Source organism: Pseudomonas sp. LS.1a (assembly GCF_022533585.1).
In the GTDB taxonomy this organism is placed as follows: domain Bacteria; phylum Pseudomonadota; class Gammaproteobacteria; order Pseudomonadales; family Pseudomonadaceae; genus Aquipseudomonas.
This window is the reverse complement of record NZ_CP092827.1, coordinates 1551727-1577849: the sequence shown is the minus strand read 5'-3', so window position 1 is coordinate 1577849 and position 26123 is coordinate 1551727. Positions and strand designations below refer to the sequence as shown.

General features: G+C 62.5%; 20 protein-coding genes and 1 pseudogene. 7 read left to right on the top strand and 14 right to left on the bottom strand.

Annotation, left to right across the window (positions count from 1 at the left end; translation table 11 throughout):
- Positions 1 to 421: 421 nt before the first annotated feature.
- Positions 422 to 3652, top strand: coding sequence for a ribonuclease E (rne, locus tag MKK04_RS07275; protein WP_241106413.1), 3231 nt, complete (start codon positions 422 to 424; stop codon positions 3650 to 3652).
- 186 nt (positions 3653 to 3838) lie between these two features.
- Here the strand turns inward: rne and murB are convergent, their stop codons facing one another.
- The 8 genes from murB to MKK04_RS07235 form a co-directional block, all read right to left on the bottom strand.
- Complete coding sequence (gene murB, locus MKK04_RS07270) at positions 3839 to 4858, bottom strand: UDP-N-acetylmuramate dehydrogenase (RefSeq protein ID WP_241106412.1); 1020 nt, start codon at positions 4856 to 4858, stop codon at positions 3839 to 3841.
- Positions 4855 to 5319, bottom strand: coding sequence for a low molecular weight protein-tyrosine-phosphatase (locus MKK04_RS07265; RefSeq protein WP_063911712.1), 465 nt, complete (start codon positions 5317 to 5319; stop codon positions 4855 to 4857). The genes murB and MKK04_RS07265 overlap by 4 nt, the downstream gene beginning before the upstream one ends.
- Complete coding sequence (gene kdsB / locus MKK04_RS07260; RefSeq protein ID WP_207832213.1) at positions 5319 to 6083, bottom strand: 3-deoxy-manno-octulosonate cytidylyltransferase; 765 nt, start codon at positions 6081 to 6083, stop codon at positions 5319 to 5321. The genes MKK04_RS07265 and kdsB overlap by 1 nt, the downstream gene beginning before the upstream one ends.
- Positions 6080 to 6265 (bottom strand): Trm112 family protein, encoded by a 186-nt coding sequence (locus MKK04_RS07255; RefSeq protein ID WP_011532874.1) that lies wholly within the window; start codon positions 6263 to 6265, stop codon positions 6080 to 6082. Before MKK04_RS07255 ends, kdsB begins: the two co-directional genes overlap by 4 nt.
- A gap of 44 nt (positions 6266 to 6309) precedes the next feature.
- Positions 6310 to 7311: a tetraacyldisaccharide 4'-kinase gene (lpxK, locus tag MKK04_RS07250; RefSeq protein ID WP_207832215.1), complete on the bottom strand. Its 1002-nt coding sequence runs from the start codon at positions 7309 to 7311 to the stop codon at positions 6310 to 6312.
- A complete protein-coding gene (locus tag MKK04_RS07245; RefSeq protein ID WP_046617071.1) occupies positions 7311 to 7745 on the bottom strand; it encodes an ExbD/TolR family protein in 435 nt (144 codons plus the stop codon). The genes lpxK and MKK04_RS07245 overlap by 1 nt, the downstream gene beginning before the upstream one ends.
- A complete protein-coding gene (locus tag MKK04_RS07240) occupies positions 7742 to 8377 on the bottom strand; it encodes a MotA/TolQ/ExbB proton channel family protein (protein WP_003259970.1) in 636 nt (211 codons plus the stop codon). The genes MKK04_RS07245 and MKK04_RS07240 overlap by 4 nt, the downstream gene beginning before the upstream one ends.
- Positions 8378 to 8560: 183 nt before the next feature.
- The gene (locus tag MKK04_RS07235; protein WP_241106411.1) at positions 8561 to 10774 is read right to left on the bottom strand and encodes a DNA internalization-related competence protein ComEC/Rec2; all 2214 of its coding nucleotides are present in this window, start codon (positions 10772 to 10774) and stop codon (positions 8561 to 8563) included.
- A gap of 142 nt (positions 10775 to 10916) precedes the next feature.
- Here MKK04_RS07235 and MKK04_RS07230 point away from each other — a divergent pair.
- Positions 10917 to 11423 (top strand): annotated as a pseudogene (locus MKK04_RS07230) (DUF2062 domain-containing protein); the annotation flags it as partial.
- A 9-nt stretch (positions 11424 to 11432) separates the two neighbouring features.
- Here the strand turns inward: MKK04_RS07230 and MKK04_RS07225 are convergent.
- From MKK04_RS07225 to MKK04_RS07215, 3 genes are all read right to left on the bottom strand, one after another.
- Positions 11433 to 12212, bottom strand: coding sequence for an ABC transporter permease (locus MKK04_RS07225; protein WP_085625335.1), 780 nt, complete (start codon positions 12210 to 12212; stop codon positions 11433 to 11435).
- The gene (locus MKK04_RS07220) at positions 12209 to 13141 is read right to left on the bottom strand and encodes an ABC transporter ATP-binding protein (RefSeq protein ID WP_207832221.1); all 933 of its coding nucleotides are present in this window, start codon (positions 13139 to 13141) and stop codon (positions 12209 to 12211) included. Before MKK04_RS07220 ends, MKK04_RS07225 begins: the two co-directional genes overlap by 4 nt.
- A 145-nt stretch (positions 13142 to 13286) precedes the next feature.
- Entirely contained in the window at positions 13287 to 13910 is a 624-nt protein-coding gene (locus tag MKK04_RS07215) for a glutathione S-transferase (RefSeq protein ID WP_207832223.1), read from the bottom strand.
- A 187-nt stretch (positions 13911 to 14097) separates the two neighbouring features.
- Here MKK04_RS07215 and MKK04_RS07210 point away from each other — a divergent pair, with 187 nt between their 5' ends.
- From MKK04_RS07210 to MKK04_RS07190, 5 genes are all read left to right on the top strand, one after another.
- Positions 14098 to 15588, top strand: coding sequence for a hypothetical protein (locus MKK04_RS07210; protein ID WP_241106410.1), 1491 nt, complete (start codon positions 14098 to 14100; stop codon positions 15586 to 15588).
- Positions 15589 to 15720: 132 nt separating this feature from the next.
- On the top strand, positions 15721 to 18168 hold the full coding sequence (locus MKK04_RS07205) for an acyl-CoA dehydrogenase (protein WP_241106409.1): 2448 nt from the start codon (positions 15721 to 15723) through the stop codon (positions 18166 to 18168).
- 135 nt (positions 18169 to 18303) lie between these two features.
- On the top strand, positions 18304 to 18699 hold the full coding sequence (locus MKK04_RS07200) for a PA2817 family protein (protein WP_241106790.1): 396 nt from the start codon (positions 18304 to 18306) through the stop codon (positions 18697 to 18699).
- Between the two features lie 159 nt (positions 18700 to 18858).
- On the top strand, positions 18859 to 19386 hold the full coding sequence (locus MKK04_RS07195; protein ID WP_233694403.1) for a fimbrial protein: 528 nt from the start codon (positions 18859 to 18861) through the stop codon (positions 19384 to 19386).
- 60 nt (positions 19387 to 19446) lie between these two features.
- Entirely contained in the window at positions 19447 to 20181 is a 735-nt protein-coding gene (locus tag MKK04_RS07190; RefSeq protein ID WP_207832233.1) for a fimbrial biogenesis chaperone, read from the top strand.
- 9 nt (positions 20182 to 20190) lie between these two features.
- On the opposite strand, the gene MKK04_RS07185 is transcribed toward MKK04_RS07190, so the two are convergent.
- The 3 genes from MKK04_RS07185 to MKK04_RS07175 all read right to left on the bottom strand — a co-directional run bounded on the left by MKK04_RS07185 (position 20191) and on the right by MKK04_RS07175 (position 26017).
- A complete protein-coding gene (locus MKK04_RS07185) occupies positions 20191 to 21657 on the bottom strand; it encodes a hypothetical protein (protein ID WP_241106408.1) in 1467 nt (488 codons plus the stop codon).
- Between the two features lie 51 nt (positions 21658 to 21708).
- The gene (locus tag MKK04_RS07180; RefSeq protein ID WP_241106407.1) at positions 21709 to 23910 is read right to left on the bottom strand and encodes an autotransporter outer membrane beta-barrel domain-containing protein; all 2202 of its coding nucleotides are present in this window, start codon (positions 23908 to 23910) and stop codon (positions 21709 to 21711) included.
- 148 nt (positions 23911 to 24058) lie between these two features.
- The gene (locus tag MKK04_RS07175) at positions 24059 to 26017 is read right to left on the bottom strand and encodes a hypothetical protein (RefSeq protein WP_207832239.1); all 1959 of its coding nucleotides are present in this window, start codon (positions 26015 to 26017) and stop codon (positions 24059 to 24061) included.
- Positions 26018 to 26123 lie beyond the last annotated feature (106 nt).

The window sequence follows — 26123 nt, the reverse complement described above, 5'->3', positions numbered from 1 at the left end:
TGCGGATTCAGCGCGCGGCAGCACCCGAATTATCAGGGATACGTGCAGGGTGGAGATGCACAGCCCTCGGACCGTGTAGCACCGCGTCCGGCCCACCAGCCCACTGAACGGCTGGCGAGCGGATAAGGTCCTGAACAGATGCCCCCGGGCGTCCACGGCTGACGGTTGATTCCTCCTCCTGACTGAGTGCACAAGGCCCGCTTGGTTGATTCGGATTCCAATTCGAAGCCACCGGGGCCTTGTTGGCACCGCAGCAAACAGGACGCGTCGTCGCGACAACGGCAGGCTGGGCAACCGGCTGGTGCCGAACGTTGCTCGACACGGGGGTGGCCCGGCCACCCTTTGCGCACCTTGGCACCGACCATGAGACGTCGTGTGTGCCGAACGCCGTTTCCGGCAGCCCGGAAACCGACGGTACAACATGAAAAGAATGCTGATTAACGCGACTCAACCCGAAGAGTTGCGTGTAGCCCTGGTGGACGGCCAACGTCTCTACGACCTGGACATCGAGTCCGGCGCGCGCGAGCAGAAAAAGGCCAACATCTACAAAGGCAAGATCACCCGCATCGAACCCAGCCTCGAAGCCGCCTTCGTCGACTTCGGCTCCGAACGTCACGGCTTCCTGCCGCTGAAAGAAATCTCCCGCGAATACTTCAAGAAAACCCCCGAAGGGCGGGTCAACATCAAGGAAGTACTGAGCGAAGGCCAGGAAGTCATCGTCCAGGTCGAGAAGGAAGAGCGTGGCAACAAAGGCGCCGCCCTCACCACCTTCATCAGCCTGGCCGGCCGCTACCTGGTGCTGATGCCGAACAATCCGCGCGCCGGTGGCATCTCCCGCCGCATCGAAGGCGAAGAGCGCAACGAACTGCGTGAAGCCCTGAACGGCCTGACCGTACCGGGCGACATGGGCCTGATCGTGCGCACTGCCGGCCTTGGCCGCAGCAGCGAAGAAATGCAGTGGGACCTCGACTACCTGCTGCAACTGTGGACCGCCATCAAGGAAGCGTCCCAGGACCGCGCCGCGCCATTCCTGATCTACCAGGAAAGCAACGTCATCATCCGCGCCATCCGCGACTACCTGCGCCAGGACATCGGTGAAGTGCTGATCGACAGCATCGATGCCCAGGAAGAAGCCCTGACCTTCATCCGCCAGGTGATGCCGCAGTACGCCAGCAAGGTCAAGCTGTACGAAGACAGCGTGCCGCTGTTCAACCGCTTCCAGATCGAAAGCCAGATCGAAACCGCCTTCCAGCGCGTGGTCGACCTGCCGTCCGGTGGCTCGATCGTGATCGACCCGACCGAAGCCCTGGTGTCCATCGACATCAACTCGGCGCGCGCCACCAAAGGCAGCGACATCGAAGAAACCGCCCTGCAGACCAACCTGGAAGCGGCCGAGGAAATCGCCCGCCAGCTGCGCCTGCGTGACATCGGCGGCCTGATCGTCATCGACTTCATCGACATGACCCCGGCGAAAAACCAGCGCGCCGTTGAAGAACGTGTTCGCGAGTGCCTGGAAGCCGACCGCGCCCGCGTCCAGGTCGGCCGCATCTCGCGCTTCGGCCTGCTGGAAATGTCCCGCCAGCGCCTGCGCCCGTCGCTGGGCGAAAGCAGCGGCATCGTCTGCCCACGCTGCTCCGGCACCGGCATTATCCGTGACGTCGAATCGCTGTCGCTGGCCATCCTGCGCCTGATCGAAGAAGAAGCCCTGAAGGACCGCACCGCCGAAGTTCGCGCCCAGGTGCCAATCCCGGTGGCTGCCTTCCTGCTCAACGAGAAGCGCAACTCGATCACCAAGATCGAACTGCGTACCCGTGCGCGCATCATCATCCTGCCGAACGATCACCTGGAAACCCCGCACTTCGAAGTCCAGCGCCTGCGCGACGACAACCCGGAAGTGCTGAGCAACCAGTCCAGCTACGAGATCGCCGCCGCCGAAACCGAAGAAGCGCCGCAGCCGACCGCCACCCGCACGCTGGTACGCCAGGAAGCTGCGGTCAAGACCGCCCCGGCCCGCGCCAACGCGCCGGTACCAGCCGCTGTTGAAGAGCCGCAGCCTGCCCCGGTCGCACCTGCCCCGGCCGCTCCGGAGCCAAGCCTGTTCAAGGGCCTGGTGAAGTCGCTGGTAAGCCTGTTCGCCGCCAAGGAAGAGCCTGCTGCCGCGCCGGTTGTCACCGCCGCCGAGAAACCGGCCACCGAGCGCAGCCCACGCAACGAAGAGCGCCGCAACGGCCGCCAACAGACCCGCAACCGCAACGGCCGCCGCGACGAAGAGCGCAAGCCACGTGAAGAACGTGCCGAGCGCACGCCGCGCGAAGAGCGCCAGCCACGTGAGGAACGTGCCCCGCGCGAAGAGCGTGCGCCACGCGAAGAGCGTGCACCACGCCAGCCACGCGAAGACCGCCGCGGCAACCGTGGCGAAGAGCGCGTGCGCGAACTGCGCGAGCCACTGGACGCCACCCCTGCCGAACGTGAAGAACGTCAGCCGCGCGAGGAACGTGTAGCCCGTGAAGAACGTGCTCCACGCGAAGAACGCGCACCACGTGAAGAACGTGCACCGCGTGAAGAACGTGCACCGCGTGAAGAACGTGCACCGCGTGAAGAACGCGCACCTCGCGAAGAACGTGCTCCACGTGAAGAACGTGCCCCACGTGAAGAGCGCGCACCTCGTGAGGAACGTGCACCTCGTGAAGAGCGTGCTCCACGCGAAGAACGCGCCCCACGCCCACCACGCGAGGAGCGTCAGCCACGCGTAGCCGAAGAAGCCGCCGAGCAGGCTGCCGAACTGGCCGAAGAGCAACTGCCGAACGAAGAACTGCTGCAGGACGAACAGGAAGGCACCGATGGCGAGCGCCCGCGCCGCCGCTCCCGTGGCCAGCGTCGTCGCAGCAACCGTCGTGAGCGTCAGCGCAACGCCAATGGCGAACTGATCGACGGCAGCGAAGAAGAAGGCGGCGAAGAGCAGCCACAACCGCACCAGGCCACCGAGCTGGGTGCAGAACTGGCCGCAGGCCTGGCCGTGACAGCCGCTGTCGCCAGCAGCAACATCAGCGCCGACGCCGAAGCCCAGGCCAACCAGCAGGCCGAGCTTGCCACCGCCGAAGTCGCCCAGCCGGTCGAGCAGGCTGAGAAGGTCGAGCAGGTCGAAGCTGCCGCCAAGGCTGAAGAAGTGGCCGTGGCCCCGGTGGTCGAGCAGCCGGTCAGCGAGCCTGTGGCCGTGATCGAGGCAACTGCCGAGCCGGTGGTCGAAGTCGTTCCACAGCCGGTGGTTGAGGCGGCACCTGTTGCCGAGCCGGCGGTGCTTGCCGAAGCACCGGTAGAAGCACCCGCCGTCGAGGCCGGTGAAATCGAACAGGCCCCGGCCGTGGTCGAAGCTGCTCCGGTTGCCGAGCAACCTGCCCCGGTTGTCGAAGCCCAGCCAGAAGTGGTGGCCGAGCCTGCCCCAGTGGTCGTCGAGCCTGCACCGGTCGAAGCCCCTGCGGCGGTGGAGCCTGCCACTGTCATGCTGGCCAACGGCCGCGCGCCGAACGACCCGCGTGAAGTGCGTCGCCGCAAGCGCGAGGCCGAGGCTGCCGCCAAAGCCGCGCAGGAAGCTGCTGCAGCCGCCGAGCCAGCCCTGGAAGCCGCCGATGAGCACAAGCCTCATCACGGTTGATAGCCAAGGCTGAATGAAAAAGCCCCGCCAGTGCAAACTGGCGGGGCTTTTTCTTGGCTAGGCGTTTTGCCTGTACCGACCTCTTCGCGGGTAAACCCGCTCCCACAGGGACCTCACTACCCTCAGGCCCTGTGAGGTCCCTGTGGGAGCGGCTTTAGCCGCGAAAGGGCCAGCCCAGGCAATGAATCAGTAGAGGTTAGGCTCCATCTCCAGCTCGACCCCGAACCGCTCGAGGATATCGGCCTGGATCCGCCGTGCCAGCGCATGCATCTGCGCCCCGCTCGCCTGGCCATAGTTGACCAGCACCAGCGACTGCAAACGATGCACTCCGGCATCCCCCTCGCGATAGCCCTTCCAGCCAGCCTGTTCGATCAACCAGCCCGCCGCCAGCTTCACCTGGCCATCGGCCTGGGGATAAGCCACCACCCCCGGGTATTGCGCACGAATACGCTCGACCTGTTCAGCCGATACCACCGGGTTCTTGAAGAAGCTCCCGGCATTACCCAGCTCAGCCGGGTCTGGCAGCTTCTCGCGGCGAATGCTGCAGATCGCCTCGCTGATCGCCTGTGCGGTCGGCTCGGTCACGCCTTGCTCTGCCAGGCGCTGGCGCACCGGGCCGTAGTCCAGGCGGGCCTGCAACGTGCGATGCAAGGCAAAGCGCACACGCAGGATCAACCAACGCCCGGGGTTGCGCTTGAACAGGCTGTCGCGATACCCGAAGGCACATTCCGCCAGGCCGAAGTCACGCAACTCGCCGGTCTCGCGGTGCAGGGCGGTCAGGCCGACGAACACGTCCTTGATTTCCACCCCATAGGCGCCCACGTTCTGCATCGGCGCGGCGCCCACGGTGCCAGGGATCAGGCTGAGGTTCTCCAGCCCGCAATATCCCTGCGCCAGAGTCCACTGCACGAATGGGTGCCACGGCTCACCAGCCTCGGCCTCGACCACGATACGTTCGCCATCGTCGCTGAGCACACGCCGGCCACGGCTGGCCATGTGCAGAACCAACGCGTCGATATCACCGGTCAGCAGCAAATTGCTACCGCCGCCAATCACCAGCACCGGCAAGCCGCGTTGCTGCGCCTGGCTCAATGCCTGGCGCACCTCCTGGTCATCATGTGCCGGGCTGAAATAGCGCGCCTTCACATCGATGCCAAAGGTGTTGTACGGCTTGAGCGATACCTGCTCCTGCCACTGCACTGTCATAGCCGCCCCTTGATTTCCAGCACCAGCGCCTGGCACGCCGCTTCAACCAGGTCGAGCACCTGCTCGAAGCCGTCGGCCCCGCCGTAGTACGGGTCTGGTACTTCATCCAGCGCTGCGCCATAGCGGCGCAGGAACAGGTCGAGCTCCGCCACTGCCGTGTGCGGGCGCATCGCACGCAAGTGGCCGAGGTTGCTCTCGTCCATGGCCAGAATCAGGTCGTACTCGGCAAAATGCGCCGCCTTGACCTGCTGGGCGCGCTGCTGCGACAGGTCGTACCCGCGCGCCAGCGCCGCCTTGCAGGTGCGGCTGTCAGGCGCCTTGCCAACGTGCCAGTCGCCGGTGCCGGCCGAGGCCACATGTACCCGGTCGGCAAGCCCGGCAGCCTGCAATTGATGGCGCAGCACGCCTTCGGCGGTGGGCGAACGGCAGATGTTGCCAAGGCAGACGAACAGGACGCGCATCAGGCCTCCAGCAAGCGCCGCACGCGCTCCAGGTCTTCAGGGGTATCCACACCCACGGCAGGCGCCTCGATGGCGTCTTCGACGTGGATGCGCACGCCATGCCACAGGGCACGCAGCTGCTCCAGCGCTTCGGTCTGTTCGAGCCAGCACGGGCCCCAGCTGACGAAGTCCTGCAGGAAGCCGACGCGGTAAGCGTACATGCCGATGTGCCGACGATACGGCACGCCTTCTGGCAGCGCGTTGCGGTCCTTGGCAAACGCATCGCGGGCCCAGGGCAGCGGCGCGCGGCTGAAAGTCAGGGCCAGGCCGTTCTTGTCGCTGACTACCTTGACCGCGTTGGGGTTGAATACGGTTTCCGGCTCATGGACCGGTTCGGCCAGGGTGGCGATGCCGGCTTCCGGGTGGGCCGCCAGATTGGCCGCCACCTGGTCGATGATCACCGGCGGGATCAACGGCTCGTCGCCCTGCACGTTGACCACGATGGCATCGGCCGGCAGGCCCAGATGTGCGGCCACTTCGGCCAGACGGTCGGTGCCGGACTCATGGTCGGCACGGGTCATCAGCACTTCGGCGCCGAAGGCCTGGCAGGCTTCGAGGATGCTGGCATCGTCGGTGGCGATGACCACACGGCTGGCACCGCTCTTGCGCGCCTGTTCCCACACATGCTGCACCATCGGCTTGCCGGCGATCGGCAGCAATGGCTTGCCCGGCAGGCGCGTGGAGCGCAGCCGGGCGGGGATCACCACGGTGAAATCCAGGCTCATTTGTCCAGACGCTCTTCGTCGGTCAGGGTACGTGCCTCGCTTTCCAGCATGACCGGGATGCCATCGCGGATCGGGTAGGCCAGGCCCGCGCCCTTGCTGATCAGCTCGGTCTTGTCGGCACTGAGCTTGAGCGGGCCCTTGGTGATCGGGCAGGCCAGGATATCGAGCAGTTTGGTGTCCATTGGAGACTTCCTTTAGGCCAGGTGGCCGGAAATTGAAAACGGGCTCAGGGCTTGCGCAGCAAGCGTTGCAACTGGTTGTCGAACCAGGCGCTGAAAGCCGGCGTAGGCTGCGCCTCGACGGCCAGGTACCACCAGTCGTCAGCGGCGAAGGCCCGGCATTTCACCGCATCCTTCTCGGTCATGACCAACGGCAGCGGCGGGTTGAAGGCCAGGCTCTGGGCACTGAACTGCGCGTGGTCGGCAAAGGGATGCGGCACCGGCTGCCAGTTTAGCCCCAGCAGGGTATTGAAGAAACGTTGCGGGTTGCCGATACCGGCCACCGCGTGCAGGCGTTGGCCTGCGGGGAAGTGGTCAAGCGCGCGCCGCTCGCCACTGCGCAGGTTGACCAGGGCGGACGGCTGCAGGCGGAAGCCGAAGCCATCGGCGCGGTCTGCGCTGGCGCCGTTGAACAGCACCGCATCAGCCTCGTGCAGGCGCTCGGCCGGCTCACGCAACGGCCCCGCCGGCAGGCAGCGGCCATTGCCCAGGCCACGGGCGGCATCGATCAGCACCAGCTCCAGGTCGCGTGCCAGGCGGTAGTGCTGCATGCCGTCGTCACACAGGATCAGGTCGAGGGGTTCGCTGGCCAGCAGTGCCTGCACGGCGCGGGAGCGGTCGGGGTCGATCATCAGCGGCACGCCGGTGCGCTGCACGATCAGCAGTGGTTCGTCGCCGGCCTGCCCGGCCGCCTGATCGGCCCGCACGCGCCAGGGTAGCTGCGGCGGCCTGGCGCCATAGCCACGGCTGACCACGCCCACCTTCAGCCCCTGCTGCCGGCAGTGCTCGATCAGCCAAAGGATCATCGGCGTCTTGCCGGTACCACCCACGGTGATGTTACCCACCACGATGACCGGCACCGGGGCCCGGTAGCTGGCACTTTCGCCACTGAGAAAACGCGCCCGCTTGCGCGTGACCACACGGCGATACAGCGCCTCCAGCGGGCGCAGCAGCGCCAAGGCCGGGTGCCCGGCGTACCAGGCGGCGAGCAGACGGTCGGCGAAGGCCATCAAGGCGTGCCCTGGGCCGCCTCGACGGTGGTCATGCGCAACTGGCTGAAACCGAGCTTGCCGGCGGCATCCATCGCGGTGACCACCGCCTGGTGCGGGGTCTTGCCGTCGGCACTGATGGCCAGCGGCAGCTTGTTGTCGCCGCCCGACTCACGCTCGATCGCTTCGCTCAGGGTAGCCAGGTCGCTCTTGGGCAGCAGGTGGTTGTTCACCGAGTACACGCCTTCGGCGCTGATGGTGATCTCCACCAGCTTGCCCTGGTCGGGTGGCGCCTGCTCGGCGCTGGCGGCTTCGGGCAGCTCGACGCGCAGTTGGGTCTCGCGGGTGAAGGTGGTAGTGACCACGAAGAACAGCAGCAGGACGAACACCACGTCAATCAGCGACGCCAGGTTGATGTCGACGTTTTCCCGCTGGCGATTGCGCCGGAACTTCACGCCTTGCCTCCGGCCACTTCCACTTCACGGTCACCCTGGATCACTTCCACCAGCTTGATCGCCTCCTGCTCCATGCCCACCACCAGCTCGTCGATGCGGCGCAGCAGGAAACGGTGGAAGAACACCGCCGGGATACCGACCATCAGGCCGGCCGCGGTGGTGACCAGGGCCTTGGAGATACCACCGGCCAGCACGGCGGCGTTGGCAGTCATCTGCGAGCCCATGAAGGCGCTGAAGATGTCGATCATGCCCAGCACGGTGCCCAGCAGGCCCAGCAGCGGGGCCATGGCGGCGATGGTGCCGAGAGTGCTGATGTAGCGTTCGAGTTCGTGGATGACGCGCGAGGCGGCCTCCTCGATGCATTCCTTCATGATTTCGCGGCCATGGCGTGAGTTGGCCAGGCCGGCGGCGAGGATTTCGCCCAGTGGCGAATCGGCGCGCAGCGCCTTGAGCTTGTCACTGGTCAGTTGCTTGTCCTTGATCCATATCCACACCTGGCCGAGCAGGTGCGGCGGGGTGACGCGGCTGACGCGCAGGGTCCACAGGCGCTCGACGACGATAGCCATGGCAGCGATGGAGCTCAGAATGATCGGCAGCATCATCCAACCACCGGACTTGACCAATTCCCACACAGTAAACGCCCCTTCGGAAAAAGGCCGCCACTCTACCATAGGCGCGCCGGGGGCTCATCTGCCGGAGGTCAGGGAATTGGTGGAGGCCAGATGGGTATGCCTTGGGTTGGCATCAGGGCCGGCAGGTGCTCGCCACGACAGGCGCTGGAAATGTAATGGCAAGCACCTGCAAGCCAATGCACCTCACGGTGCCCGAACCCGCCAAAACCGCCGCTGCTCCCTCACCCCCTCAACTTCCCCCTGCCTCCCCAGCACCAACCGCAACGCCCCTTGCTCGGCCGTGTCATGTATCACCATCCCATGCCGCCGATAACGCTCGACCACCTGCGCATGCGGGTGCCCGAAGCTATTGTTGCGCCCCCGCGAAATCAGCACCCCGCGCGGTGCCGTGGCGCGGATGAAGGCCTCGCTGGACGAACTGCGGCTGCCATGGTGCGGCGACTGCAACCAGTCGATACGCGGTACTTCGTGGGCCGCCAGCCAGGCCCGCTCGGCACCGGCTTCCATATCCCCCGCCAGCAACAACCGCTCCCCCCGCGCCTCGACCAACAGCACACAAGAGCGGTCATTGCTGCTGCGCCCATCAGCCCAGCGCCACAGCGAAAAGCGCACGCCATCCCACGTCCATTGCTCGCCACTGGCACAAGGTTGCAGTTGGATGTCTTCCAGCACTTCGCCACCGACCACCCGGTTGACCGGCAGACCACGCTGGATTGCGCCAGCACCACCGGCATGATCGGCATGGGCATGACTGACCAGCATCAAATCCAGGCTACCCACGCCCAGCTTGCGCAAGGTCGGCAACACCACCCGCTCGCCCAGGTCGCTCTCGCCTCTGGCCGGCCCGGCGTCGTACAGCATGTTGCGATGGCGGGTACGCAACAGCACCGCCAAGCCTTGGCCGACGTCCAGCTGCCAGACCTCGACCTGGCCGAACGGTACCGTCTCCCGGGGCACCCACAGCGCCAGTAGCATCACGCCCCCCAACCCGCGCAGGGGTACGCCATGGGGCATCAAAACCAGCAGCGCACCCAGGCAGACCAGCAGCCAGGCCCACAATGGCAAGGCCGGCGGCACCCATGCAGGCCGTTGCTGCGCCACCAGCGCCAGCAGCTGGAACAGTAGATCCAGCAGGCCACCTGCCAACCAGAGCACCGCCTCCCCTAACCCACCCAACGGCAGCAGTAACGTACCCAGCAACGCCAAAGGCAACACCGCCAGGCTGATCCACGGCACCGCCACGAGGTTGGCCAGCGGCGCACTCAGGCTCACTGGCAAGCCCGTGGCCAACAGCACAGGCAGCAAACCGATGGCCATCACCCATTGCGCCCGCGTCCAGGCCTGCCATGGCCGCCAGCCGCCCAAGCGGGCGCTGAAGCAATAGACAAGCGTGGCCACTGCAGTAAACGACAACCAGAACCCGGGCAACAGCGCCGCCAACGGTTCGACCAGCAGCACCGCGATCAGCGCCAGCAACAGCGGCAGTGTTGCACCCAGGTGGCGATAACGCAGGCGCCAGAGCAACACCACGGCCAGCATCAGGCAGGCCCGCTGCACCGGCACGCCTGCACCGGCCAGCCAGCCGTAGGCCAACGCTGCGGCCATGGCCAGACTGCAAGCCCAAGGTAACCACGGCAACCGTGCCGGCCACAGGCCCCAGCGCGCCAGCCCGGCGACCAGGCCATACAGCAAGCCGGCAACCAGGCCGATGTGCTGGCCAGAAATCACCAGCAAGTGCACCGTGCCGGTGGCCTGCAACGTTTGCCAGTCCTCCCGCGCCAACCCCGCCCCGTCACCAAGCACCAGTGCCACCAACGCTGCCTGCCGGTCATTGGCCTCGACGGCCAGCAGACGCTGGCGCAGCGTGTCGCGCCAACCACCGGCAACCGGCGCCAGCAACTGCCCGGCCTTGACCGTACCGGTGGCACCGACCCGCCGCGCCAGCAATTGCGCCTCACGATCCGGCCCATGCGGGTTGAGCAGCCCGGCCGGGCGCTGCAAGGTCACGGCCAGCCGCCACTGCTCGCCCGCCCGCAGTGGTGGCCCGTCAAACCAGCTCAGTTGCAGACGTTGCGGCAGTTCGGCCCGCCGTGAACGTGGCGCCTCCAACTCGAAGCGCACGCCTTGCGCAGTGCTGGTCGGCAAGCCGACCACCCGCCCCTCCAGCCACAAGGTGCGACCATCCAGGCCAGCAGCCAGGCGATTATCAATTGCCTGCTGGGCAGACCAGCAAGCCCAACACAAGCCCAGCAGCAAGCAGCCCAACGGCCAAACGCGGGTAAACAGGCTGACGGCAGCGCAGACAGCCAGCGATATCAGCCATCCGACCGATGGCAATGCGGGGAGAAAGCCCAGGCACAATAACCCGAGCGCGAGCGCCAACATCCCTGTGCGCATGAAGTAGAGCTCCAGAAGCGAAATCACCTTCTGAGGCATAGCCCAACTGGCGGCAATGCTTGCTCAACAATTGTCACAAACTCTAAACGAGGCTGAGCGGGAATCAGGGCATACTGCCGGGATAAACGCTCCGGGAGCCTACATGCCGCGCCGACTTTTCAAACGCTACATGCCGGACCCGACCAGTATTCGGGAACACAAGTCCTTACGCTTTTTCGGCAAGTTGCTGCACGACCCGAACCTCTGGCATCTGAATCGCCATTCGGTGGCGAGGGCCATGGGCGTCGGCCTGTTCGCGGCGCTTATCCCGATGCCGGCGCAGATGCTGCTGGCCGCCGCGCTGGCCATTCCGCTGCGCGGCAACCTGCCGATCGCGGTCAGCCTGGTATGGCTGACCAACCCGCTGACCATGCCACCGGTGTTCTTCGTCACCTACATGACCGGCGCCTGGCTGATGCAGGTACCGCCGCGCACCCTGCCCGACGAGTTGACGTTCCAGTGGATCACCGACCAGCTGTCGACGCTGTGGCAGCCCTTCCTGCTCGGCTCGGTGGTGTGCGGCGTGGTGCTGGGCATACTTGGCTACTTCACCACCATGTTCTACTGGCGCTGGTGGGTAGGCCGGCAGTGGCGTCGCCGCCAATGCCGGTGCAAGGCCTCAGGCACGCATGCCGCGGCCGCTGACCAGCAGGCGCACGCACACCAGGTAGAGCACCGCGGTGGCGACCAGCATGAAGGTAATCGCCGTGCCAATGCTGATATCCGACACCCCTAGGATGCCGTAGCGGAACGAGTTGACCATGTGCAGCACCGGGTTGGCCAGCGACACGGTCTGCCAGAACGGCGGCAGCAGATTGATCGAGTAGAACACCCCGCCCAGGTAGGTCAGCGGCGTCAGCACGAAGGTCGGGATGATCGAGATGTCGTCGAAGTTGCGCGCGAACACCGCGTTGACGAACCCCAGCAGCGAGAAGATGGTAGCGGTCAGCAGCACCACGGCTACGGTCACGCCCAGGTGGTGTACCTGCAGGTGGGTGAAGAACAGTGACAGGAAGGTCACGATCACGCCCACCGCCAGGCCGCGCAACACGCCACCCAGCACATAGCCGACGAGAATGGTGTGCGGCGATACCGGCGACACCATCAGCTCCTCGATCGAGCGCTGGAACTTGCTGCCGAAGAAGCTCGACACCACATTGCCGTAGGAGTTGGTGATCACCGACATCATGATCAGCCCTGGCACGATGTACTCCATGTAGGTGAAGCCACCCATGTCGCCGATCTGCCGGCCGATGAGGTTACCGAAGATGACGAAGTACAGGACCATGGTGATTGCCGGCGGTAGCAGGGTCTGCGGCCAGATGCGCAGGAAGCGCCGCACTTCGCGGTAGACGATGGTGTTCAGGGCGACCCAGTTGGTGCGCAGTTCCACACTCATACGGCCACCTTCGACAGGTTTTTTTCCACCAGGGACACGAACAGCTCCTCGAGTCGGTTGGTCTTGTTGCGCAGGCTCTGCACCTCGATGTTCTGCAGCGCCAGCTGGCCGAACAGCGCGGTGATGCCGATGTCCTTGTCCACCTGCACTTCCAGGGTGTGCGGGGTCAGCAGCCGGCACGGGTAGCCCTGCAACGTCGGTGCAGTGGCCAGGTCCTGCTTGATGTCGAGGACGAAGGTTTCGACATGCAGCTTGCCCAGCAACTGGCGCATGCTGGTGTTCTCGACGATGGTGCCGTGGTCGATGATGCCGATGTTACGGCACAGCTGCTCGGCCTCTTCCAGGTAGTGGGTGGTGAGGATGATGGTGATGCCTTTCTGGTTCAGCTCGGTGAGAAAGCTCCACATCGAGCGGCGCAGCTCGATGTCCACACCGGCGGTAGGCTCGTCGAGAATCAGCAGGCGCGGCTCGTGGATCAGCGCGCGGGCAATCATCAGGCGGCGCTTCATGCCGCCGGACAGCGAACGCGACTGCACGTCGCGCTTGTCCCACAGGCCGAGCTGGGTCAGGTACTGCTCGGCGCGCTCCTTCGCCACCTTGGGCGGAATGCCGTAGTAGCCGGCCTGGGTCACGACGATGTCGAAGGTTTTCTCGAACTGGTTGAAGTTGAATTCCTGCGGCACCACGCCCAGGCAGCGCTTGAGCGCCGAGGGCTCGCGATCCAGATCGTGGCCAAACACGTTGACCGTGCCGCTGGTCTTGTTCACCAGCGTGGAGAGAATACCGATGGTGGTGGACTTGCCGGCACCGTTGGGGCCGAGCAAGGCGAAGAAGTCGCCTTCGGCAACATCGAGGTCGATGCCTTTGAGGGCCTGAAAGCCATTGCTGTAGGTCTTGGTCAGCTGTCGAATGGACAGGGCGGAACTCATAGCGGGTCACTTACCGAAGAAAAAGGTGCAGGACACGCCAGGCGAAGTCACTGGCGCAGTGAGTGCGGCCAATGGTGCTTGGCCTGGCCGCACAAGTACAGTCATGTGTATTGATAGTGACTATCGAAACAGCCGTGGTGTTCGATCAGGTCAGCGCGGTCATCACCGCGGCCTGGTAGGCCGGACGGGCCTTGAGGCGTTCGTACCAGGCCTCCAGGTGACGCATGGCCGGGCGCTCGATGGGCATTTCGAACCAGGCATAGATGAAGCTACCCAGTGGGATGTCGCCCATGCCGATCTGGTCACCGGAAAGATACGGTTGTTTGGCCAGGGCTTCGTCGGCAATGGCCAGCAGCTGGGCGCATTGCTTGTGCGCAGCGTTGATCGCCACCCAGTCGCGCTGGTCTTCCGGGGTGCGCAACAGGCCCCAGAACAGCGGACGGAACGGAGCGGCGAAGGACGAAGTGGTCCAGTCCATCCACTTGTCGGCCAGGGCGCGCTGGCGTGGGTCTTCGAGGTACCAGCCCTGCTCGGTGCCGTACTCGGCGCACAAGTAGCGGACGATAGTATTGGATTCCCACAGGGTCAGGTCGCCGTCTTCCAGCATCGGTACCAGGCCATTGGGATTGCGGGCGCGGTAGTGCGGCTCGTTGACCACGCCGAAGGCGCCGCCAGCGTCGATGGACTCGAAGTCCAGGCCCAGTTCATGGGCGATCCACAGCGCCTTGCGTACGTTGCTCGAATTCTTGCGGCCCCAGATCTTCAGCATGTCGACATCCCTGAATGAACACGAAGGGAGAGTCTAACCCTACAACCTTCAGGTTGCAGCCGAAACCACGCTTGCGCAACCGGGCAGCGCCTACCTGCTAAATCTGCCAGTAGCTGGAATGCAGTGCCGATGTTGCAATCAGTGCACTTGCCAGCGCAGCGAGGCCACACCATGGAACAGGAAACTCATGCCCCCCATTCAACCCGATCACGATATGCGCGGCTGGCGCATGCACGTGGTTTTCGATGCGGCCAAAATCAATGCCGCGCGCGAGCGATTGATCGGATCGAAGCCACCCGTGCTCCACGAAACGATTAACTACGAACGGCTCAGGAGTGTAACCAGCGAGCATGTGATCTGCGAACTTGCGACACCCTTCGTGGAATATCTCCAGGACCGTGTGCGGGTCTGCTCACGCATGATGTCCTTCGCCAACTTAATCTGGTCCGCACCGGTATTCGGTGGCAAACCCAGGGCAAGCCTTGAAAGAGTGGTTGCATTTACCAGGAACGAACCGCAATACCTTTATCAGGAGTTCCCCCTGGATGGGTTTGTCGGGCATTGTGCAGGGCCTGGCGCTGCGTTGACGCTGAAAGTTAAAAACGACTCAAGCTTCTATATACAGGCCACTGGCTCGGCTAAGCCTGACGTAGAGCTGGCAGACATCTTTCGCCAACGTTTCAATGCCCTCCCGGACGAGCAGCGCATCCTCCAGCCTTACAAGGTCGAAGCCAGCACACAAAGTCGATGGCTGCTGGATGAATTGCGATTTTACCTGCGCAAGCACCCGAGTTCAGGGGCTCACGTTCTCTATATCGTGAACGGGAAGAGCGACACAGGAACGTACCCCACGCAAGACAACACCCCCGTGGATCAACTGGCCGTCTATATGCCCCATGCCCAAATGCCAGACCCGATCTACTACAATGACTTCACCGACCTTGCCCTCCTCTTGCTACCGCCGTCCCATGTGCTGTGTGACAAAATTGAGGTAGTTCAAAACCATGTTCACAAGATGTCTTACAGGTTCCTGCGCGCCAATGCGGAGCAGGCACAACCCCAGGCACCGCTGAGCTTCCACGCCGACCCTCTGGTCGCAGCGGTCAGCGCCGGCAGCACTGCACACACGATTGAACTGCAGCCGCAAGGTACGGCTATACCCCGCTGGGAATTGGACGGACGCGGCCACGGCTCATTGAAGCCCAATGGCTATAAATGCGATTACTCGGCACCAGCCAAGCCGGAAATTCGCCTGGCTGACAACAGCCTGACCGAGGCACCAACAGCAACCAGGACGTCATTCGAAGAGCCGCTGCGAATAGACCGGGTACTTACAGGTTTTGGCTTGCCTCCCCTTGTATCGACCTTCGTGGTTCTGAACATCGCCCCTAATTTCTTCATCAAGGCCGAGCTTGATCAAGGCCGTCTGAAGCTGCGCTTGTTCTACAGCAACAATGGCAAGGAAACCGAAGCCCCTGCCCACCTGACCGAATGGAAAGTAATGGCAGGTGACGGAAAACTTGATAAGTCCGGCATCTTTACGCCCGGCCTGACCAGCCGCTTCACCGTAATCCAGAGCGTAATGGAGGACCTGACGAACTGGTACTGGGCCTACATCATCGTGCCCGTACCCTTGATGACGGCCGAGGCCTTCGTGGCCAGAGGGAACAAGACCTGATTGCCTGCCCCTCGATACCTTGCAGCGAACGCTTCCAGCCACACCTTGTCACTGTTCAGGTAAAGCCTTTGCCAAGCGGCCGTCTAAGCTCTTGGCATAGGCTTCGAACACCGTTTCCATGGAGGAAGGGCTATGTGGCTGTTGTGGTTGGCGGGGTTGGTGATCGGCGCGGCGTACCTCACGCACAGGCGCCTGGAACCCTTGCAGATACTGGGCATCATGGCGGCCTATGTGCTGCTGATGGGTATATTCAGCCATGCACCCGGCTGGCTGCTGACGCTGATCTGGGCCGTGCTGGCGCTGAAAATCGCCCTGGTGGCCTTGCCCGATTGGCGCCGCAAGGTATTCACCGGCCCGGTGTTCCATTGGTTTCAGCGCACTCTGCCGCCGATGTCGCAAACCGAACGCGAGGCGATCGATGCTGGCACCGTGTGGTGGGACGGCGAACTGTTCAGCGGCCGCCCCGACTGGCGCATCCTGCTCGATTACCCGGCGCCGAAGCTGACCGAGGAAGAACAGGCCTTCATCGATGGCCCGACAGAAGCACTCTGCGCCATGGTCAGTGACTGGCAGATCGGCCAGGACATGGACCTGCCGCCCGAAGCCTGGGCACATATCAAGCAGAATGGCTTCTTCGCCCTGATAATTCCCAAGGAATACGGCGGTAAAGGCTTCTCGGCCTACGCCCACTCCCAGGTGGCAATGAAGCTGGCCACCCGCAGCGGCGACCTGGCCTCCACGGTAATGGTGCCCAACTCCCTCGGCCCGGCCGAACTACTGCTGCACTACGGCACCGATAAACAACGCAGACATTACTTGCCGCGCCTGGCCCGCGGCGAGGAAATCCCCTGCTTCGCCCTCACTGGCCCGCTGGCAGGCTCCGACGCGGGCGCGATGCCGGACACTGGCGTCGTCTGCAAAGGACAATGGCAAGGCGAGGAAGTCATCGGCCTGCGCCTGAACTGGGAAAAGCGCTACATCACCCTCGGCCCGGTCGCTACCCTGCTGGGTCTGGCATTCAAGGCCTACGATCCGGACCACCTGCTGGGCGAGGAAGAAGAGTTGGGCATCAGCCTGGCGCTGATCCCCACCGACACCCCGGGCGTGGAAATCGGCAAACGCCACCTGCCGCTGGGCGCCGCCTTCATGAACGGCCCCAACAGCGGCAAGAACGTGTTCGTGCCGCTGGACTGTCTCATCGGCGGCCAGGCCATGCTCGGCAAGGGCTGGATGATGCTGATGAACTGCCTGTCGGTCGGTCGCTCGATCTCCCTGCCGGCCGTGGGTACCGGGGCCGCCAAGTACACCAGCCTGGTCACTGGCCAATATGCCAATATCCGTGAGCAGTTCAATGTGCCCTTGGCCGCTTTCGAAGGCATCCAGGAATCCCTGGCCCGCATCGGTGGCAATGCCTGGCTGATGGACAGCGCCCGCCTGCTGACCGCCAGGGCCGTGGACCTGGGCGAGAAGCCTTCGGTGCTGTCGGCAATTCTCAAGTACCACCTCACCGAACGCGGCCGCGAGTGCATCCAGCACGCCATGGACGTGCACGGTGGCAAGGCCATCATCATGGGCCCGAACAATTACCTGGGGCGCAACTGGCAAGGCGCGCCGATCTTCATCACCGTCGAAGGCGCCAACATCCTCTCGCGCAACCTGATGATCTTCGGCCAGGGCGCCATCCGCTGCCACCCGTTCGTGCTCAAGGAAATGGCCCTGGCTGGCCGCGAGGACCGCGAGCAGGCGCTACGGGAATTCGACGATCTGCTGATGAAACACATCATGTTCGCCGCCGGTAACGCGGCTAGCACGCTAGTGTTCAACCTGGGGCTGGGCCGCCTGGAGAACGTGCCGGGCGATGCCCTCAGCCAAGGCTACTTCCGCGCCCTCAACCGTCAGGCGGCGGCCTTCGCCATGCTGGCAGACCTGTCGATGATGCTGCTGGGCGGCGCGCTGAAACGCCGCGAACGCCTGAGCGCAAGGCTCGGAGATGTGCTGAGTTACCTGTACCTGTCCAGTGCCGCGCTCAAGCGCTATCACGACCTGGGCTCACCGGAACACATGCAGCCTTTGCTGCGCTGGGCGATGGAAGAGAGCCTGGGCCAGGCGGAAACAGCCCTGGACCGGCTGCTCGAGAACTTCCCCAACCGCTTTGTCGGCTGCGCACTACGGGCCCTGGTGTTCCCCTTCGGCCGCCGCCATACCGGGCCCAGCGATGAACTGGATGCCGAAGTCGCGGCGCTGATCGGCCGCAGCAAGGGCGACCCGGCTCTGGAAGAGTTGCTTGCGGGTTGCTTCAGGCCGCAGGCCGAGGGCGACCCGGTGGCAGCACTGCAACGGGCTTGCGCGTTGCTGGCTGACGCAGCGCCACTGCACAAGGCGCTTCATCAGGCGATAAAGGAGGGCAAGGTACGGCCAGCCCCCGGCCAGTCAGTGATTGCTGCGGCTGTAGAGGGTGGTGTACTGCAGCCGGGTGAAGGGCAACGGCTGCAGGCCGCGGAACAGGCACGCCGGGCAGTGATCGATGTGGATGCCTTCGACAAAGCGCAGTTGCTGCCCGAACAGGGCAAGGTGCGCTGATCCGTTGCCCCGTCTGCCGGGTGGACGGAGCCTGAGGGGGCGGTACGGCCACCGCCTTCCCCAACCCGCCCCCAACCGGCGTATACTCCGCCCCCGTTTCAACCACCCCGAGGACCACCCCATGGCCACCCCCATCTGGAATACCACCTGCAACTGCTGAATCACCTGCGCACCATCCTGGCAGCCCTGGGTGAGGCCGAGCAGGTACCGGAGGAAAGCCACGTCCTGTTTCTCGAACGCTTCGACGAGCTGCTGACCCTGCTGCCGCAAGATCCCCTGCAAAGCCAGTACCTGGGCCAGGACCTGATCTGCCAGGTGATCCAGCGCTACCCGCAAATCGCCCACCTGGTGCCACGCGACCTGCTGTGGTTCTTCGGTGGCGACTGCCTGCACTTCATGCCGGATGAAGAGCTGAGCCTGTACCAGGCCCTGGAAGAGCGCCGCTACGAATGCGAACAGCGTGGCGAACCGTTCGACTGGCTTGAGCAAAAGCAGTTGCTGGCTTCGACGGCAGCCGATACCCGCCACTGATCCCGGGCTGCACAGACGAAGGGGCATGGCTCCCCTTCGATCAGCCTGTTTCCCCCGCATTGTGCAGCCTTCGCCTACAGCCCACCTGTGTTGCCCTGCGTACTCTGTCTGCGCGCTGAGATACATGAGTTCGCAGCCATTCAACACAGGGATCATCCAATGAAAAAAACACTATCTGTACTTGCGCTGAGCCTTTGCAGCAGCGCGGCAATGGCAGCCATCATCAACTTCGATGGTTCTGTCAGTGCGCCTGGCACCTGCCCTATCGAGGTCGTTACCCCAGGCGGTCCAAGCCTGCCAGTGGTCTTCCTGGGTAACTTCAACACGTTCGACTTCGATGCAATCGGCCAGGAAACCACCAAGAGAGAATTCGCGTTGCGCGTGCCGGCAAGCTGCGTGACTGGCACCCAGAATGCCTACGCCACCTTCCAGGCGGGCCTCGGTGCGGATCCGGCAAATGCCGATCTTTATGCCCTCAGGGACGGCCTTGGCTACACCACTGGCCTGGGTCTGGCAATCAACGACCTCACGAAACGCCTCAAGCCCAATACCGAATCGATGGCCTATGAGGTGAAAGACACTCGCGACACCGACATGGTCTTTTCAGCGCGCCTTGTCACCACCGCTGCGAAGGTGAGCGAAGGGCAGATCGACAGCAACATCTCATTCAATGTCGACATCCGCTGATTCTCCCCCCCTGCGCTGCCAGGGGGACTCATCCGTTTCGCCTATCATGCCGGCCCCACCATGTCCATAACCACGCTGCGCAAGTACGTACTCAGCTTTGCCTGCCTGGCAACGCTTTCCTCAACCAGTGAAGCGGCCTTGACCATCAGTGCCACCCGTGTTGTCCACTCCAGCGACAAACACAGCAGCTCGGTGGTTGTCGCCAACCCAAGCCAGGCCACTTACGCGGTACAGGCCTGGGTAAACACCGAGGCCGACGACACCAGTACCGCAGTGCCTTTTGCCGTATCCCCCACCTTGTTCCGGCTCGACCCCAAACGCGAGCAGCTGGTCAAGATAAACGCACTGCCAAACAACCTGCCCAACGATCGCGAATCGCTGTTCTACTTCAATGTGCAGGAAATTCCCCAGGTCGATAGCGGTCTGCAAAATGTACTGAAAATAGCCCTGCGCACCCGCATCAAGCTGTTCTATCGGCCCAGCCAGGTAAAAGGTGTGCCCGAACAGCACCTGGATAGCCTGCAGTGGTCACTGGCGAGCAAAAACGGCAAAACCTACCTGCAAGTTCACAACCCCACGCCTTACCACTTCACCTTCAGCCGCCTGGAAGTTTACAAAACAGGAACCGGCGAAAAGATAGACACGGCTCTGATGGCATTGCCCATGCAAAAGCAGTCCTTCGAACTGAAGACAACCCGTGCTGCAGACGGCCTGAAGGTTCGTTTCACCACGATCAACGACTACGGTGGCAGCACCCGGTTGATGGAAAAACCACTGCCCATTTCGTCGATATAGTCCAACTGTTCAATCGCGCAGATACATGTCAAGCAGTGGAAAGACGGGCGATGACGGCCATGTCTGGCCTTGATCGAAGCTGATGGAGATCCGGACAGAGAGCTTGTCACGCTTGAGCCTTGACAGAAAAGGCTTGCTCGCCTTGACCATATCGTCGAAACCCAAGCCGCTCATTACTTGCTCCGGGGTCACAGCATGCTCCTTCAGCACTTCTTCGCTCTGGGCGTTACCCTGCGCATCCTCTCCGCCGACGACCAACGTTACCCTGTGGTCCGTATGGATATAGCGCCAGGCATTGACGGTAATGACCATCCCCTCTGCCGGGACATTGGAAACATAGACCGTGCCATGGGTGGCAGAAGGAGGGGGAATATCCGGTGTCGGAAACCCTTGAGTCAGCGGCAAAAACGATACCAGGCGGGCATCGGACTGATGAACCTTGCCATTTTTGTCGGTCACATGAAAAGCTACTGTCAGCACTTTACCGCTGTGCTGTGCAATCAGGTTCAGCGGGATATCGTACTGACCGGGAAAGCCTGGTGCCTCCTCTGTCGCCAGGTAGCTCCCGATCCCTCCCGGCGCTCCCCATGACACCTCGACCTTCTCGCCAGGGAACGCAGCCCCCGCTGGCACAGTCACCCGCATGTAGTTCAGCCTCTTGTTGGGGTCCAGTTCCACCTGCTGCCCGCTTCCCGTGGTATGGCTGATTTCCGGCCAGCCCAGTTCTCTGGGCAAAGGTGCCGTATCAGCCTTCAGCTGGACCACTTTCGGCTCTTCAGGTGAACTCTTGTTACCGGCATAATCGTTTAGCCGGTAATGCACGAAACGCACCCCGTCCCCTCGCGCCCGGATGATATCGCCGGAGATTTCCAGCGTAACGGGAAAGTCCCCCTGCTTGAGAACCTTCTCGCCGACAAGATTGTCTTCGTACAGCGTCGTATCCCAAAACCAGCGAATGTGGTCTCCAGGCACAAAGACCTGATAGTCCGGCACCCGTGCGACCAGCACATCATCGTGACGCTCCAGGTAATCCGCCGTTACGCCATCGGTGAGCACCTCTGCTTCGAATATCAGGCCACCGCGATCACCGCCCAACCTGGGCCCGGTCAAGTCCAGGGTTATGATCAGCGGCTCCGAATACCCTTCAGCACCGTTGTAACCCGTGACCCTGTAGATCAATTCAGGGGTGCTGTCCTCCCTGAGGTGAAGCAGAGGGATTTCGACATAATAGTCATCGGGATCAATGGGAGCCTCCCATTGCCTGGGTTCACCTATCTGTACACCATCGCACAACAACACCAGTGTCTCCGGCGTGCCTGGGGCGGGGTTGGAGCCCGGCCACGGCGTGACATCCACACGTAGAGGCTTTTCCAGCAGATCCAGAGGGATGACGTTTTGCGCGCCACCCTCCAGGTTTTCAAGCGAGCCGTCCACCCAGGGTGGAGGAAAAAGCGTTTCCGACTTCCCGTTTCGCATAACCTAACCTCCAACGTGTCCAGTCCGGCGCAATGAGCGGCTCGCCATGCCTTACCAGCTGTAATGCACTCCCAGGTTGACGCCCCACGGCTGCTCCAGTGCCTTGCCGTTGCTGTAGTCGAAGTCGGCATGCAACTGCAGGCGGTCCATCAACGACACCGCCACCCCCATGCCCAATTCACCACGCGAACCTGACAGGTCATTGTCGAAACGGTGATCGTTGACCTTGACCTGGTTGTTGTTGGCAAACTCGTGCACATAAGCCAGGCGCACATAAGGTTGCAGCCACTGCCCCCCCTCAAGCTTCAAAGTACGGCCCGCCGTGGCGCCAACCTTGCCCAGCACCGAGCGCGTCGTATCACCGTCAGCCTTCAGGCCATTGTCCAGGTGGTAGTCCTGGCCCTGGATGCCGACCACCGACAGTTGCCCGAAAGGCTCGACGAAATAGTCGTCATCCAGCGTCAGGTGGCGCCCAAACTCCACCGACGCCCCCAAGCCGACGTTGTCATAATCGCCTTCGGTGCGCTGGCCATCACTGAGGCTTACCTTGGCCTGGTTATCGAAGCGGTTCAGCTTGACCACGCTGTCGAGGTAATAGCCACTCTGGGCGTCCAGCCAGGTCGCATACAACCCCAGGTAGTAGCTTTTCACCTCACCCGAAGCCCCCCGGGTCAAGTTCAGATCAGAGCTGCTGTAACCCGCCATCACCCCGGCCAGCCATTGGCCGTCGCCCAGGGGCAAGGGGGTGTCGGCACCCAGCGAGAAACCCTGTTGAACCTGACTGTACGGTGTACCGGTCGAGGAAGAGACGTTGTACTTGTTGCCATAGCTGCGCGCCCACAGGCCCGCTTTACGCTCGTCGAGCCGCAGCTCGCCCATGCGGCTGCGCAAGGATGACAGCTCGCCATACCACACGGTCGGCGCGGTGTTGAACAAAGCCATCGCCGCCTCGGTGCTTGGGCTGATCACCTTGGTCGCGCCATCCAGGTACCAGTCATTGCCACGCTGCACCAGGTCATACGAGAAAGCCCCCAGGTCCACCGGCCCGTTGAGCAGGGAGAACTGCGCATCACCCGCCGCAGCGTGAACCAGATGCAGGCTGTTTGCCTGGGTGGGTTCATTGCCGCTACTGCCCACCAGCAGGCTGTGGTTGCCGGTGGCCGTGCCGGTAATGTCGAGGAAGTCGCTTTCGCCGCTGCTGAAGTCGGCATCCATGATGAATGTGCCACTGCCCGACAGGCTGCCCAGGGTAAGGCGCTGGTACTGCGTGGCCTCACCGAACCGCACCGAGCCACCCGCCATGTCCAGTTGCCCGACTTCACTGTCCTCCACCATGTTCCAGCGCCCGCCATCATTCAGCGCCAGACGTTCGACATTGGTCAGGCGCCCGGTCAGGCTGGCCTGGTTGCCCAAGGCCAGGTTGGCACTGGAGCCGGACTCCACCCACACATCCCCCACCAGGTCGCTGCCCTCGACCCGCATGGTGGCGTTGGAGTTGTTCGCCACCTCCAGCAGGTTGCCATTGCTGCCAAGCAGCGCAGTACCGCCGGTGACGGTGATCGTCGCATCGCCGGGCGCCTGGTTTGCGCTCCCCACACGGATGGCGGCGCCATTCTGGCCTTCCACGTGCGTGCCCTGCAGATTGATCGATGCAGCTTCGGTCGAAAGGCTATCGCCAACCACCCGGATGCCGTCCGTGGCGCCGGTCAGCCGGCTGTTGATCGCATCCAGCCGGGCATCGCCGAACAGCAAAGCAGCACCGGCCGCCCCTGTACTCACCAAGGTACTGTCAGTCAGGGACAGATGAGAACTGCCGGCCACCCTGGCGCCACCTATACCCCCTTCGATATGGCTGCCATTTACCGACACGCTGGCACCAGCCGTCGCACTGCGCAGCACATCGAGGCCGAACAGATTGCTGGTCAGGCGCGAGCCACTGGCGATGGTTGCCGAAGCACCGCCATTGACCATCACCGCAGCGACCCCCGTGGCTGACACCGTGGTGCTCTCAAGGTGCAAACCACCGCCTGTACGCACGTCGATCTGCTGTGTGGTGGCGCCCTCGGCTACCAGGCGCCCGCCGTCAGTGACCCTGTAGCTATCAACAGGGGTGCCGGCACCGATAGTTTTCTCATGGTCCACCAACGTCAAGGCATTTGCCGGCCCAACGAAAAGCACGGCCGAAACGCCCATTAACAGTTGCCCGATGGCCGATGCCAAGGGGGACAGGGTGGAACTGCGTTGTTTGATCATTGCACTTTGGCCTCATCGATTTACCCAAGAACGGGCAACAGAAACGTGGGCAAGGCTATTAAGAATTCACCTAAAAACGTGTAGGAAAAGTCCGAGGATTGATGCGACTTTTCAACAGGCCTCACCCAACATGCTGTATCGCCGACACTCAAGGGCGAACGAGAGGGCACTCAGTACCAAAACTGTGCATTGATACCACCGCCACGGCGGGATCGGATTTGACAACTTTGCCATTACGCATGAATGCATAAGTAAAGGTCGCCAACCCATCATATTTATTGTTTGCCTTATCGAACTCGTAGATCGGCTTCAGACCATCGGCGTAAGGAATTGGCCAAACGAAACCGATCGGCGGGTTGTCTTTGTCCAGCTCGATGATTTTCTCATACTTGGCATCGGGTATCTCGGCCCCACCGGGAGCCGTTCCCTGCGTCGCTGTCCAGGTCAGTGTCAATTCGTCACCTTCTGCCAACCATTTGCTCAGGTCAGGGATCTGGATACGTACATCAGGAGTAACATCAGCTGAATCATCCGGGTCAAACAACGAACTGCAGTTCAGCCACAGGCGCCCTCCGCTGGTGAACCCGCCGCGGATCTCCGCCGCTTCGGGGTGTAGAACAATAGCCTCCACCACAATTGGCTGAGGTTTGGAAACAGCCTTGTTCGGCACGTCTTTGCGGCTGACCTCGTAGTGAGCAAAACGGCTACCATTGTCGTGCCGAAGAATGTACGACCATGGAATCGTCACTTCGATTTCAGTACCGGGCTCATCCTTCCCAAGTACATGATCCGCCTCCACGACATGCTCATCGGTGTAGTAGAACTCGGCCAGGTCACCTTCCTTGAATGCAGCATCGATCGTTACTTTCAACACGGCATCGGCCAGCTCGTCTTTCTCGGTCAGCCGATTTTTCTGGTTGTCATTACCGCCATAAACATCCGGCAAGGCCATGCTCGGGTTCACAGGCCCCGGCCATTCCGGATCCGGATCAGGTACAACTGGGCCAATGCGCTCGAGGTTGACGTTGAAGGAATCCTTTTCGCCACCTAACAGGTAGTCACCGCGGTGCACCTCATACGTGACTTCGACCGGTTTCACGCCGGTAGAGCCTTTTCCATAAATAGCCAGGACAACGCTGGCAGGGATGGCCAGCTTGACCGGGAACGTGCCGACAGTCCGCGTTTCGAAAGTATGCGTACCCCACTTGATCGTGATCAGGTCAGTCGCCTTGAAATGCAGGAAGGCACCAATTTCCACCGTAATACCGTTGAACACGGCATCCTGGTCCACCACTCCGCCGTTCATGCCCAAGACCAGGGGCTTTTTGAAGTCCGCCGGGGTAGGCAAATTGCCAGTCGCCACCGTAACGCGCGTGGGCACTGACACGGCACTCACATTGCCGGCAATGTCCTTTAAAAGGTAGGCAATATGGATGCCGCCATCCCCTGCATCCCGAATGACCTTCTCAGGCACCGGTATCGACAATGGCACTGCAGTGACAGGCGTGAAGCCGTCAGGCACCAGGTCGCCCGGGTCGCTGGGCACTTCCCTGCGCCAGATCCACGCCACGATGTCTCTGGCATCCCAATCCGGATAGGCGGGCAAACTAAGCTTGACCGCACCAATATTGGCATCCAGCACAGCGGCAATAGCCGGGAATGCTGTCGGAAGTCGATTTGGATAAGGAGCCACACGATCGAAAATCAGGCTCAACGGAGGGAAATCCACAGGCAAGGGACTATTGTAAGGGATCACCCTGATGAAAAAATCATGTTTGCCTTCACCCCAGGATTTTACCTTCGCCTTATCCAGCTTTACCGGGAAGGGAAAGGTACTATCCCTGTCATACTGACCACTGTGCAGCTCCTCCTCCACGCCCCCCTCTGGCAGGTGATACAGCCACATCTGGTCAAACTCCCCCACGCTGGGATCGCCTGCGGCATTCCAGTCTTCGATGGTCAAGTCCATCTCGACGGTATCGTCGGTCAAGGCCGTGCTCAACATCGTATTGTCGGTAGTGTCGGCCAACAGCGCCGGGTCGATTTTGGGTGCGACGGGTGCAAGTACAACATTATCGTTTGCGGGTGTGTATTCGTCGTCTTTCATTTTGACCTCTCAACGATACAGGGGCTGCAGGAAAATACATACTTATTGAAATCCACGATTCTACCCCCGCACAACTGGCAAATTTGTCAGTTGCCAGCAAGGCCGC